Here is a 12898-nt window from a genome sequence, read left to right on the forward strand (position 1 = left end):
TATGACGCTCGACCCCGTCCACGTCGACGACATCGCGTCGATGGCGGGCGCTATCGCCACGTCGGTCGACGACGCCGACCACGACGACATCGCGCGGACGGTGTGGGAACAGTGGCTCGACCCGCTTCGCGCCACCGACGGCGGCTTGCCCATCGTCGAGGCGCTGGGCGACCAGCAACTCTACGCGGCCGCAATCGACGACATCGCGCTCGCGGACTCGCCGTTTCCAACCGTCCACGGACTCGACTCCGGGACCATCAACCCGACGACGTTCAAGAACGGCCTCGTCCTCGACGTCGCACACGCCGCGATGGCGTCGGACCCCTCGAACCTCGACCTCCACCGCCACCGCAGCATCGTCATGACGGTCCACACGCGCGACCGAACCGCCCACTTCGACGACGAGTGGTACCGCTCTGACGAAGGATACGGTCGTCGTCGAACGCTCCGTGCACCGCGGGTCAGTAAGTACGCAGAGGGCGTCGTTCACGCGCTCTCGCTGTATCTCGCCGAGAGTTCGCACGCGCTCGAACACGCCGAGAAGGTCGACGACCTGCTCCTTCTCGACGGCCCGCTGTACCCCAAGGAACTCCTGAGTTGGCAAGACCGCGACGCGGAACTCCGCGACCTCGCGCGGGAGGCCAAGCCGAAGCAGGTCGTCGAGAACTACGTCCGTCTCGTCGAACACTTCGTCGAGCGAGACGTTCCACTGGCCGGATTCGTCAAGAACCCCGCCGCGAAGAACATCGTCAAGACCGTCCAGAAGCACTTCCGGGAGACCGGCGGCGGCGACGTACCGTGGATCGACGACACCTCGTTTTTCGTCCACCTGCTCGAACGTGGCGATGGAGTCGACCACGAAGGCAGAGAGACGAACGCGCTCACGTTCACGAACTGGTTCGTCTCGCGCGGCGGGGCCGACCGTCAGTTGAGCGCCGACGGCGACGCCTTCGGTATCGACCGAAAACTCGACCCGGAGGCGTACACGGTCACGTTCTTCGTCCTGTACGACCCGCGGACCGACGTCTGCTACCGAATCGAAGCGCCCTACGCGTTCACGAAAGACCCGGACGTCCGCGAGGACCTAATGCACCACCTCGTTCGCGATGTGGCGGCCGAGCGCGGCCCGCCGAAGGCAATCGCGAAAGCCGACGAACTCGCGCGGGTGAGTGGCGTCGAAAAAGCCGCGCTTCGCCGGAAGTTAGAAGAGACGCTGTCGTCGGGGTCGATGCGCACCTACGACGACGTGCGCTGGCACGAAGGCGAAGGCGAGTAGTCAGGCCGCGGCGTCGCCTTCGTCTTCCGGCCTGATAACTTCGATTCGGACGTCGGTGCTGGCGACACCGACGCGCGCGAACTGCGTCCGAATGTGTTCTTTTGCCGCCGTAATCGCTTGCTCGCGAGTGTCGAAGCCGCGGGGAAGCGGCGTGTCGAACGCGACCCGAATCTTCTGCCCGTCGATGGTCGTTTCGGTGCCGCCGCTTTCGACTTCGTAGAACTCGTCGCAGACCCAGACGTAGGGCGCGTCCTCGTCGGGCGCACCCCGGTAGCTGGGCGCTTCTTCACCCCGTTCGAAAATCGTGCCAGTGAGGGCAGTTCCGCCGCCGTGACCGCGGACCAAGAGCATAGCTATCCTAGGGCGGCGACACTGAAAAGGCGTGCGAGAAAAGCGTGTCCGCCGAGACGACGCGATGGTCGGTGGCATCCCCACCACGGCCGGTGGTGAGACTTTTTACTCGTCGCCCGAGAGCCTTCGGACATGACTGACCTGGGGGACTTCAACGACTTCGTCGGCGACGAGGACGACGACGCGACCACTGACTCCGCGTCCGAGTTTGAGTCCGAGTCCGAGCTTGCGTCTCAGCCCGAGCCACGCGACCAGTCGGACGACAGCGAAGGCGAGGACGCCGTCACAGGATACGACGCTGACCGCGGCGAGACTGGTAGTGAGCGCGGCGACGTCGCGGCGGAGGCGACAGCAGACGACAGCGTCTCCTTCGAACAGTACGATGCGGACCCCGTCGGCACCGAACGCGGTCTCGGTGCGCTCTCGGTCTCGCAGGGGCTTCGCGTCTCTGAGGACCGAGACCGAACGACGCTGCGGGCGTTCGTCACGGCGGGCAACCGCGAGCACGTCCGTCTCGGAAAGTACCTCATCGTCCCCTATCCGGGCGACGAACTGCTGTTCTGCCGAATCGTCGGCCTGGAGTACGCCCAGGAGTTCCAGGCCGACGACGCGACCGAGATTCACGCCCGCCGGGCGATGCGCCGGTCGGCCGAGGAGTTTGCCGAGCGCGACTACAAGTTCGTCGCCGAACTCGACCCCATCGCGGTGCTGTTTTCGGACCGCGGCGAACTGAAGCGCCGGATGGTCGACCGCGTGCCCAAACCGGGTGCGACAGTCGGCGAAGCAGACGACGCGACGCAAATCAAGACCGGACTGAAGATTCCCGAGGAGGGCGTCTTCCTCGGCCATCTCTCCGTCAGCGGCGAGAAGGTCCGAACCGCGGCACAACCGCCGACCATCGACTATCGACTGAAAGACGACTACACCGACGGCGACCCACTGGTCTTCCGACACACCCTTGTCGCGGGCGGAACCGGGTCGGGAAAAACCCACGGGTCGAAAAATATCCTCCGGCAGTATCTCTCTCCCGAGCGAACCTACGAGATGGACGACGGCCGAGACGTACAGACCGCAGTCGTCCAGTTCGACCCACAGGACGAATACGCCCAGATGCACGACGACAACCCGGATATGGACGCCGAAACCGCCCAGCGCTACGAGCGTGAGGGTATCGCGTACGGCGGCCACGACGACACTGTCGCACTCGTCCCCAAGATGGCCGGGTCGTCGTATCCGGGGTCGAACCACCGCGCCGAGCAGTTGGAGTTCACCATCCCCTTCTCGATGGCCCGAGACCTCCCGTGGTTGGTCGCTGGAAGCAATCTCAACGATAACCAGTATCCGGCGCTCCTCGAACTGCTGAATCGGTTCTTCCGCAACTACGGCGACCAAGGAACCTACGACGAGTTCCTGACGTTCCTCGACGACCCGGCGCTCAAAGAGGAACTCCACGAGTCCGGGCGCGTCCACGAAGCGACGTTCGACGCGGTCAAGCGCCGGGTTCGAGGCGTTCCGAGCGGGGTGTTCGACCAAGATGCGCGGCCAATCACGGACCTCGACCACGAACTCGTCCGACCCGGTGGCCTGACCGTCGTTCCAACCTATCACCTGCCGTCGAGTCGCGCCAAAGAGCTATTCGTCCTCGCCGTCTCGTCGCTTCTCATCGACGACAAACTCTCGAACGACCCCGAAAGCGAGCGAATCAAAGAGACACCGCTAGTGCTGGGGATGGACGAGGCCCACAACTTCCTGACCGACGCCGACACCGTGCAGGCCCAGAAGGTCATCCAGAAGTTCACGGAAGCGGCCAAACAGGGTCGCAAAGAGCGACTCGGCCTGTTTCTCATCACGCAGGACCCACAGGACATCGCCGACCCGGTGTTCAAACAGGTGAACACGAAAGTCGTGCTCAACCTCGGTGACGAAGACGCTATCAAGAGCGTCAACATCCCGCCGAACCTCGAAGACAAGGTCCCGTACATGGAGAAAGGCCAGATGGTCGTCTACTCGCCGGACAACTCCGAACCGGTCGAACTGACTGGCCTCTCGACGTGTGTGACGCGCCACGGCGACTGACCCGCGTCGCCACGACTGCATCACGACAGCGAATCTTCCCCGCCCGTCGCCCGGGTTTTTGTCCTCGCACCGATTAGGGCGTTGCATGGCCGAACACGTGCTCGTTCCTGTCGACGGGTCGCCGCAGTCCATCGCTGCGCTCCGGTTTGCCGCTTCGGAGTGGCCCGACGCACGACTGACGCTGCTTCACATCATCAATCCCTCCAACGCCGACTACAGAGAACGGGCGCTCAGCGGAACCCAAGAGTGGTACCAAGAAGAAAAACGCGAGGCACGAGAGACGTTCGCAGAGGCGAAAGCCGAGGTCGGACTGGTCGACAGCGACCGCGAGGTCGATGAAAAAATCGCAGTCGGAAGCCCTGCCGGAACCATCGTGGACGTACTGGAAGCCGACGACGCGGACTTCGACCACGTCGTGATGGGCAGCCACGGCCGCACGGGTGTCTCGCGCATCGTCCTCGGGAGCGTCGCGGAAGCGGTCGTTCGACATGCGCCCGTTCCGGTGACTATCGTCAGATGAGACAGACACGCGGCTTCGAACGCGGGCACGTGACGAGCGTCGAGTGACTGTTTCTCGGGGGCCGCCCACGTTGCCGTCGTAGTTACACGAGTGTTATTAGGTGAGATTGACGCAACGAGTGGTGCGAGCACACCGAAATCGGCGTTTTCGACCGGGTTCACACGTCCTATTATGCCGAGGGCCATTTCGGTAAATAATGGATTTCGAAGAGGTCGCCACGACCCGCCGTTCGCTCCACGAGTACGCCGACGAACCGCTCGACGACGAGACGCTCGAAACAATATTCGAGAACGCGATTCAGGCACCGTCGAGCTACAACCTTCAGCCGTGGGAGTTTGTCGTCCTGCGCGAAGATGAAACGCAGGAAGCCCTCCGTGAAGCCGCCTACGACCAAGAGCACGTCACTGGTGCCGCCGCATCGGTCGTCATCCTCGGTAACAAGGATCCCGAAGCGCACGCCGAAACCGTCGCCGACGACATGCTCGAAAAGGGCTACCTGCCGAACGAGGAAGTCCGCGATGGGATTCTCGAAAACATCGCTGGCATGGCCGACCTCCCCGAACAGGAACGCCGGGTCTGGACCGTCCGTTCGACCTCGCTCGTCGCGATGTCGCTCATGCACGCCGCGTGGAACGAGGGCGTCGCCACCTGTCCCATCGGCGGCTTCGACTCCGACGCCGTCCTCGACGCCTTCGACGTCGACGGCGACCAGTACGAACCCGTGATGCTGCTGACGATGGGCATCCCCGCCGCCGACGCTGGTGAACTGGACGCCGAGCGCAAGTATCGCCGCCCAGTAGACGAAGTCGTCCACTACGAGGAGTTCACCCCGGAGCAGTCTGCCGACCCCGCCCCGGCAGACGACTAATCCGCAACTCCGAGCGATAATTCATAGCTTTATCACAGATGAGTCGGTACGTGCGAGTATGCCAATCATGTCGAGTGATGACTTCTCGATACATGCCGACGATTGCGAGGACGTCGGCGCCGGAATGTCGATTTCCGACCTGCCCGACGAGGTGACCTCTATCGACGACTTAGAGTGTGAGTGCTGGAGCGACTACGACTCGCTCGAAGACATCGAGTGACGCGACAGGACGTGACCCGATAGAAGAAGGCTCGTTTCTCGCAATCAGAAGATGTTCGCCTGTCGGTAGACGCTGATACCCTCGTCGGTGAGTTCGTACGGTTTCGTCTCCCGCGAGTGATTCGCATCGCGAATCTTCTGAATCTCGATTGCCAGTCGCGTCTCCCGGAAGTCGTCGGGACGAACGTACTGCAGGACGAACACGGCGTCGGCGAGATATTCGACGAGGCCGTGACGCGACGTGTGCGGATTGTCTCTGTCTGCTTCGGAAGTGAGCATCGTCGTCACGCCGGCGTTCTTGAGCGACCGCGCGAAGTCGAACACCTCGCTGCGGCGCTTCGACGGGTGGTCGTACATCATCTCGAGAAGCGACACCGAGTCGAGGACGAGCCTGTCGGCACCGAACTGCTCGACGAGACGCGGGAGATCGTTTCGAATGCTCGTGAGGCTGTTTGCCATCTCCACGGGGTCCATGGCGACGACCGACAGTTGGCCATCGTCTTCGTATCCTGAGAAGTCCCATCCCTTCTCGTCGGCCGTATCGAGGATGCGTTCGCGACTCTCTTCGAGCGTGATGTAGACTCCACTGCCACCGTTTTTGAGCGCTTCGTGGAGGAACTGAATTCCGAACGTCGTCTTCCCTGTCCCGGCGCTCCCGATAGCGACCATGAGCGAACGCTTCGGAACTCCGCCGAGAATCATCTCGTCGAGACCGCTGATTCCGACGTCGATACGGTCGATATCGGATTCGAAGTCCTCGTCGTCGAACGATGGGGAGCCTTGCCCGCCGGGGGCACCACCGCCACCGCCGAATCCGAATCCTGCACCCGGTTCACTCGACCCACCTTCGCCCGGTGCGCCACCCATGGTGTCCGGCGACGGGGCATTCTCGAGCGCGGTCGCGAAGTCGGTTCCGAAGGGGTTGTCGTCCGACTCGTCCGCGGACGTCTCGGGCATCGATGCGTCGCCTTCGGCGTCGAAACCGGCGTCCGACCCCGGCGCAGACAGTGTGTCGTCGTCCGTCTCGACAGGTGTCTCTGTGTCGGGGGTCGGTGCCGTGTCGTCGAACTCAGTTGCTGTCTCGTCGACTGCCGTTTCCGTCTCGTCGAACTCAGATTCCGTCTCGTCAACCGCCGATGCTGTCTCGTCGGCTGGGGACTCTGACTCCGCGTGGTCGTCGACTTCCTCGTCGTCGCTGATTTCTTCCTCGTCAGCGGCTTGTTCGTCGGTGTCGGCTTGTTCGTCGGCCTCTTGGAGGGCCCGTTCGAACCAGTCGTCGTCGCTCACGGGAACCACCAGCGGGAGCCCAAGTGGACGACTTCCGTCGCTGCCATCACAACAACGTTGGCAGCGGACGTGATGAACGTTTCCCGTATTGGCCCGCCTGTGACGGTGGGCTTTTGACCGGGGCCATCGAACCGCGGGCTATGAACGTCGGCATCGTCGCGCAGAAGGGTAACAGTCGAGCCGCGTATCTCGCGGCAGACATGCGCGAGGCACTCGCGGCCGTCGATGCCGAGGCACTGGTCGACGACGCGACGGCCGAACAACTCGGTATCGACGGCCTCCCGGTCGAGGAGTTCGCCGACTGCGACCTCGTGGTGAGTATCGGCGGTGACGGTACATTCCTCTATGCCGCCCGTGGGGGCGACGGCGTGCCGATTCTCGGCGTCAACCTCGGCGAAGTCGGCTTTCTCAACGCCGTCTCGCCCGACGACGCCATCGACGCCGTCCTCGACGTAGTCGAACAAATCCGCGCCGACGAACCAGCGATTCGCGAAGTCCCGCGCATCGTCGCCCGGGGCGACGACTGGGAACTGGACCCCGCGATGAACGAGGTCGTCGTCCACGGCCCCCGCCGAGGCCACGGCGGGGGCGCAGGCATCGAGGTTCGTGTCGATGGCTCGCTGTACTCCGGCGGGCACGCCGACGGCGTCCTCGTGTCGACGCCCGCAGGGAGCACGGCCTACAACCTCAGCGAGAGCGGCCCACTCGTCCACCCCGGCGTCGAAGGTCTCGTCGTCACGGAGATGGCCGCCAGCGAGGGGATGCCCTCGCTCGTCGTCCCACTCGACGCCACAGTGACCGTAACGGTCACAGATGCCGAGGAAGCCATCGTCGTCGGCGACGGTCGGACGCGACGAACCGTCGAACCCCCAATCGAGGTCACTATCGAGCAGTCTGACTCACCAGTCCGACTCGCCGGACCGACCTCGGATTTCTTCGAAGCCCTCGGAAAACTCGACTAGTACGCCGCCGCCGTTCGACAGCCACTCACTCGGCTGGTTCTGCGCGCGGAATCTGCCCCCACTCGACATCGACGAGTGTGTTCGGCGGGTCGCGAAGTCCGGGTTGCGAGACGATTTCGAACGTTCGGTTCTCCGTCTCCGGCGTAAAGAGCGCGTGAACGAGCACGTTTGCAACGTCGGCGCGGGGGATGCTCCCGCAGACCGAGTCGCCGCCCTCGCCGACGAGCACGTCGCCTGTCGCCGGAGAATCAGTCAGCGCGCCCGGTCGGACGATAGTGTAGTCCATCGAGGTTTCTTTCAGGCGCTCCTCGCTGCGTTCTTTGGCCGAGAGGACACCCCCAGCGGTGAGAACTGCGCGAATAGAGAGCGGAAGACCACCCTTGGAGTCGCCAACGCCGATAGACGAGGTGAGAACGAAGCGTTTGACGTCCGCGTCGGCCGCCGCGTCGATGAGGTTGACGAGGCCCGTGCCGTCGACGAGGTCGCCGCGGATATCTTCGAGGCGAAGCGCGGCCCCGGCTGCTGAGACGACCGCATCGACATCAGCCACCGCACGCGCCGCGTCGTCAGGGTCGAGAAGGTCGCCAACGACGACTTCGTCGACGCCCTGCGCCCGGAGCGAATCGGCAGCGTCCGCATCGCGAGTAACCGCCCGCACGACGAACGGCGTCTCCGACAACGCCTCGACGACGTGCTGGCCGGTCTTTCCTGTCGCTCCTGCCACGAGCACGCGTCCGTCGGTCCGTGTCATACCCACACGTAGCGGCGGGGGTCAATAACCTTCGTGGACGCGTCAAAAGTCGGGTATCCCGAAAGGGAGTGGTCGAAACGCGGTTCGCGTGTGTAAAAGCGGGTCGCAGCGTGCCGTCGGAGTGCCTTACTGGCCCCAGTTGGCGACGACGCGCGGACGCTCGGAGACGGGGTGGACGTCGATATCTTCGTCGGCCGAGGCGCGCGCTTCGAGCGCGGCTTTCGCCGAGGCGAGCGTCGAGAAGTAGCTCACGTCTTCTTCGACGCAGTCGATGAGCAGTTCGCGGTTCCGCGAGACGACGAAGTCGATTTCGCCCTCACGGAGCGTGGTGAGCATGGCGTCACCCTCGAAGTCGTCGGGCGTGACAACATCGTAGAACTCGGCGAAGTCGTCGAGGAGCTCCTGTCCGGCCTCACTGTCGGCGTCCGGGAACTCGGAGTCCGAGAGGTCGATGAGAGCCGTTCCAGCGTCGGGAACGGCGTCGCCCGCGGCGGCCTGAGCCTTCTCGTAGGCCTTGCCGAACGTGGTCGCGGTGCCCATGACCTCACCCGTAGACTTCATCTCCGGGCCGAGGCGCGGGTCCGAACCCGGCAGGCGGTCGAACGGAAGGACGACTTCCTTGACCGAGACCTGCTCGGGAATCTGCTCGGCTGCGTCAAGTTCGTCCAGCGTCTGGCCCGCCATGACCTTCGCGGCGAGTTTGGCAATCGGAACGCCGGTCGCCTTCGAGACGAACGGGACGGTACGCGAGGAACGCGGGTTGGCTTCGAGGACATACACGTCGTTCGAGCCGTCTTCGTTCTCCTTGACAGCCAGTTGGACGTTCATCAGGCCGACCGTGTCGAGTGCCGTGGCGATGTCCTCTGTGACTTCGCGGACGCGTGTCAGCGTCTCTTCGTCGAGCGAGCGCGGCGGAATCATACACGCGGAGTCGCCGGAGTGGACGCCAGCGGCCTCGACGTGTTCCATCACACCACCGATGAGGACGTTCTCGCCGTCGGAGACAGCGTCCACGTCGAGTTCGACGCCGTCGGCGAGGAACTCGTCGATGAGGATTGGCTTGTCGGGCGAGACGCGAACTGCTTCCTCGATGTACTCACAGAGTTCGTCGTCGGAGTGGACCACGTCCATCGCACGGCCACCGAGGACGTACGACGGGCGGACGAGGACGGGGTAGCCGATGTCGTTGGCGAGTTCGAGCGCCTCTTTTTCGCTCGTCGCAGAGCCACCTTCTGGCTGGAGGATGCCGAGGTCGTCCATCAGGCGGTTGAAGCGGTCGCGGTCCTCGGCGAGGTCCATCGCGTCGACGGTGGTGCCGAGCACCTCGCAGTCGAGTCCGCGGCGCTGCAGTTCGGACTCGAGCGGGTGGCCGATGTTGACCGAAGTCTGGCCGCCGAACTGGACCATGACGCCGTCGGCGTCGATGGCCTCGATGACGTCCGCGACTTCCTCGGCCGTGATGGGTTCGAAGAACAGGCCGTCGGAGGTGTCGTAGTCGGTCGAGACCGTCTCGGGGTTGTTGTTGACGACGTGCGCGTCGATGCCCATATCGCGGAGCGCCTGCACCGCGTGGACCGAACAGTAGTCGAACTCGACACCCTGTCCGATGCGAATCGGGCCGCCGCCGACCACGACGATACTTTCGAGGTCGCGGTCGACCTGCAGTTCTTCGCCAGCGGCCGCGCCCTTGAGCGGGCCACTGAAGAACTCCGGCTTGCGCGAGGAGTAGTAGTACGGCGTCTGTGCGGCGAACTCGCCAGCACAGGTGTCGACCTGTTTGTACGAGCGGCCGGGGACTTCCTGTTCGACTTCGTCGACGGTCGCGCCGGTCGTCGCTGCGATGCTGGCGTTCGTGTGGCCGACGGTCGCCGCTTCGGTGAAGTCACCTTCGGCGGCCGCTTCGACCGCTTCGACGACGCGGCTGAAGCGCTCGACGTACCACTCTTTCATGCCGGTCATCTCGACGACGTCCTCGACCGTGTAACCGCGCTCGAACGCCTCGAAGATGGCGTAGGGGCGGTCGGGCGAGGGCTGTTCGAGGAACTCGGCTTCGAGTTCGTCGTCCGGGATTTCATCCCAGTCGGGAGCGGGTTCGTACTCGGTGGAGCGAAGCGCCTTGAGGAACGACTCCTCGAAGGTCCGGCCGATTGCCATCGCCTCGCCCGTGGACTTCATCGCCGTCGAGAGCGTGAAGTCCACGTCGCCGAACTTGTCCTTGGGCCACCGCGGAATCTTCGTCACCACGTAGTCGATTGCGGGTTCGAACGCGGCGGTGGTCTCGCCGGTAATCTCGTTGGTAATCTCGTGGAGGCGCTTGCCGAGTGCGACCTTCGCGGTCACGCGGGCGATTGGGTAGCCAGTCGCCTTCGAGGCGAGCGCGGAAGACCGGGAGACACGTGGGTTCACTTCGACGACGCGGTACTCGCCGCCGGGCGTGCCGTCGTCGTGCCACGCGAACTGGATGTTACAGCCACCCTGAATCCCGAGTTCGCGAATGACTTCGAGCGCGGCGTCGCGCATCTCCTGGTGCCCCTCGTCGGGGATGACCTGCGACGGCGTGACGACCATCGACTCGCCGGTGTGGATACCCATCGGGTCGATGTTCTCCATGTTACAGATGATGATACAGGAGTCGTCGGCGTCGCGCATCACTTCGTATTCGAGTTCGACCCATCCGGAGATGGATTCGGTGATGAGCACCTCGCTGTTGCGCGAGAGGCGCAGTCCCTTGCGGACGCGGGCGACGAGTTCGTCCATCTCGTGGACGACGCCGGACCCGGAGCCGCCGAGCGTGTAGGTCGTGCGGGCGATGACGGGGAGGCCGCCGACTTCGTCGACGGCGTCCTCGACGCGCACTTCGAGGTCCTCTTCGGTGATGTTCGAGACCTTCTCGCCGTCTTCCAGCGAGATGGTGGTCGAACGTGGAACGGGCTGTCCGATTTTCTCCATCCGCTGGCGGAACAGGTCGCGGTCCTCGGTCGCGTAAATCGTGTCCAGCGGCGTCCCCATGATGTCGACATCGAACTCGTCGAGGACGCCTTCCTCAGCCAACTCTGCGGTGACGTTCAGACCCGTCTGACCGCCCAGCCCGGCGATGACGCCGTCGGGGCGTTCGTTCCGAATAATCTCGGCGATGGCGTCGGTCGTGATAGGCTCGATGTAGACCTTGTCGGCCATCTCCGGGTCCGTCATAATCGTCGCCGGGTTGGAGTTGACGAGGACAACTCGTGCACCCTCTTCCTGAAGCGCGCGGCAAGCCTGCGCGCCGGAATAGTCGAATTCCGCCGCCTGTCCAATCTGGATTGGGCCACTTCCGATGAGCAGAATCGTCCGGTCCTCGGTTCCTGTCTGAGTCCCGGCCGGGGTGTCCTCGTCAGTCATCGTCGCAATCCAATCCGCACATCGTAATAAGTCCGGCGAAAAATTACGAGGTCCGAAACTCGATTGCGAATTTCGAAAATCACACCGAGCGCCGACAGACCGCCCGGGGAAGGCTTTTGAGGAGGTTGTGAGAACACGCTACGCATGCCTAACGTGTTCACGACTCCCCCGCCGCTCGAACCGGGGAGTCGAATCGCCGTTGCCGCCCCCTCACGTCCAATCGACGAGTCCATGCTGGACCGCGCGTGCGACCGGTTGCGGGAGACGTTCGACCTCGAACCAGTCGTCTTCGAGTCGGCACACAAAGACTGGGAGTGGCTTCGAGACAATCCGCAGGCGCGCGCGGAAGAAATCATGAACGCGTTCGAGGACCCCACGATTCGGGGTATTATCGCAGTCACCGGCGGCGACGACCAGATTCGACTGCTGAAGCACCTCGACCCGGACCGACTGACCGCGTCGCCGACACGGTTCTACGGCTACAGCGACAACGACAACCTTCGGCTGTTCCTTTGGAACCACGGTATCGTGAGCTACGGTGCGACGCTTCACCCGACGCTTACCGTCGACCCGGCGATTCACCCCTACCTCGAACGCTACCTCCGGCGCGCGTTCTTCCAGTCGTCTCTCGGCGTCGTCGAACCGGCTCCCGAGTGGACCGACGAGTGGTTCGACTTCGACTCTGGAGAGTCGCGTGAGTGGCACGAAAACTCCGGCCGGACGTGGCACGGTGAAAACCGCGTGACAGGCCGCCTCTGGGGCGGGTCGTTCGCCATCGTCAAGTGGCACCTCCAGACGAATCGCTACCTTCCGAACCCCACGGACCTCGACGGGACGGTTCTCGCGCTCGAAACGTCCGAGGACGTGCCCCTTCCCCGCGAGGTTCGGTACACCCTGCGAACCATGGGTGAACGCGGCCTTCTCGAACGGTTCGACGGCGTGATGATGGGCAGACCGCGGACGTTCTCACCTGACTTAGAGTGGGAGCCACCGGAAGACTACGGCGAGCAACTCCGAGAGGAGGTCCTGTCTGTCCTCGACGAGTACAACCCTGACGCGACCGCCGTCTTCGACGTCGAGTTCGGGCACGCCGACCCGAACGTCCCGCTTCCACTCGGCGCGAAGGCGACGCTCGACCCCACTGTCGGGCGAGTTCGGTTCGAGTAGCCGTCACCGTTGTCGTCTCGTTTTCGGCGCGCTCTGCTGC

11 protein-coding genes are annotated in these 12898 nt (G+C 63.8%); 7 read left to right on the plus strand and 4 right to left on the minus strand.

The window, feature by feature from the left end; translation table 11 throughout:
• Position 1 precedes the first annotated feature (1 nt).
• Positions 2–1276, plus strand: coding sequence for a DNA double-strand break repair nuclease NurA (locus C453_RS15880; RefSeq protein WP_008326007.1), 1275 nt, complete (start codon positions 2–4; stop codon positions 1274–1276).
• Here C453_RS15880 and C453_RS15885 read toward each other — a convergent pair whose 3' ends face one another.
• Positions 1277–1627, minus strand: a complete 351-nt coding sequence (locus C453_RS15885; protein ID WP_007542737.1) for a DUF7113 family protein — start codon at positions 1625–1627, stop codon at positions 1277–1279.
• Positions 1628–1759: 132 nt separating this feature from the next.
• Here C453_RS15885 and C453_RS15890 point away from each other — a divergent pair, with 132 nt between their 5' ends.
• The 4 genes from C453_RS15890 (at position 1760) to C453_RS20255 (ending at position 5311) form a co-directional block, all read left to right on the plus strand.
• Positions 1760–3703: an ATP-binding protein gene (locus C453_RS15890; RefSeq protein WP_008326008.1), complete on the plus strand. Its 1944-nt coding sequence runs from the start codon at positions 1760–1762 to the stop codon at positions 3701–3703.
• An 85-nt stretch (positions 3704–3788) separates the two neighbouring features.
• Positions 3789–4223, plus strand: coding sequence for a universal stress protein (locus tag C453_RS15895; protein ID WP_008326009.1), 435 nt, complete (start codon positions 3789–3791; stop codon positions 4221–4223).
• Positions 4224–4419: 196 nt separating this feature from the next.
• A complete protein-coding gene (locus tag C453_RS15900; protein ID WP_008326010.1) occupies positions 4420–5091 on the plus strand; it encodes a nitroreductase family protein in 672 nt (223 codons plus the stop codon).
• A 58-nt stretch (positions 5092–5149) separates the two neighbouring features.
• Positions 5150–5311, plus strand: coding sequence for a hypothetical protein (locus tag C453_RS20255; protein WP_160163410.1), 162 nt, complete (start codon positions 5150–5152; stop codon positions 5309–5311).
• A 44-nt stretch (positions 5312–5355) separates the two neighbouring features.
• On the opposite strand, the gene C453_RS15905 is transcribed toward C453_RS20255, so the two are convergent.
• On the minus strand, positions 5356–6597 hold the full coding sequence (locus C453_RS15905; RefSeq protein ID WP_049907752.1) for a KaiC domain-containing protein: 1242 nt from the start codon (positions 6595–6597) through the stop codon (positions 5356–5358).
• A 140-nt stretch (positions 6598–6737) separates the two neighbouring features.
• Here C453_RS15905 and C453_RS15910 point away from each other — a divergent pair, with 140 nt between their 5' ends.
• Positions 6738–7559 (plus strand): NAD(+)/NADH kinase, encoded by an 822-nt coding sequence (locus tag C453_RS15910; protein ID WP_008326013.1) that lies wholly within the window; start codon positions 6738–6740, stop codon positions 7557–7559.
• Between the two features lie 25 nt (positions 7560–7584).
• Here the strand turns inward: C453_RS15910 and C453_RS15915 are convergent, their stop codons facing one another.
• Together C453_RS15915 and carB are read right to left on the minus strand one after the other, a co-directional pair.
• Entirely contained in the window at positions 7585–8310 is a 726-nt protein-coding gene (locus tag C453_RS15915; protein WP_008326014.1) for an SDR family oxidoreductase, read from the minus strand.
• A gap of 126 nt (positions 8311–8436) precedes the next feature.
• Complete coding sequence (gene carB / locus C453_RS15920) at positions 8437–11691, minus strand: carbamoyl-phosphate synthase large subunit (RefSeq protein ID WP_008326015.1); 3255 nt, start codon at positions 11689–11691, stop codon at positions 8437–8439.
• A 144-nt stretch (positions 11692–11835) separates the two neighbouring features.
• Here carB and C453_RS15925 point away from each other — a divergent pair, with 144 nt between their 5' ends.
• Positions 11836–12858, plus strand: coding sequence for a S66 family peptidase (locus tag C453_RS15925; RefSeq protein WP_008326016.1), 1023 nt, complete (start codon positions 11836–11838; stop codon positions 12856–12858).
• Positions 12859–12898 lie beyond the last annotated feature (40 nt).

This window comes from Haloferax elongans ATCC BAA-1513 (genome assembly GCF_000336755.1).
Taxonomy (GTDB): domain Archaea; phylum Halobacteriota; class Halobacteria; order Halobacteriales; family Haloferacaceae; genus Haloferax; species Haloferax elongans.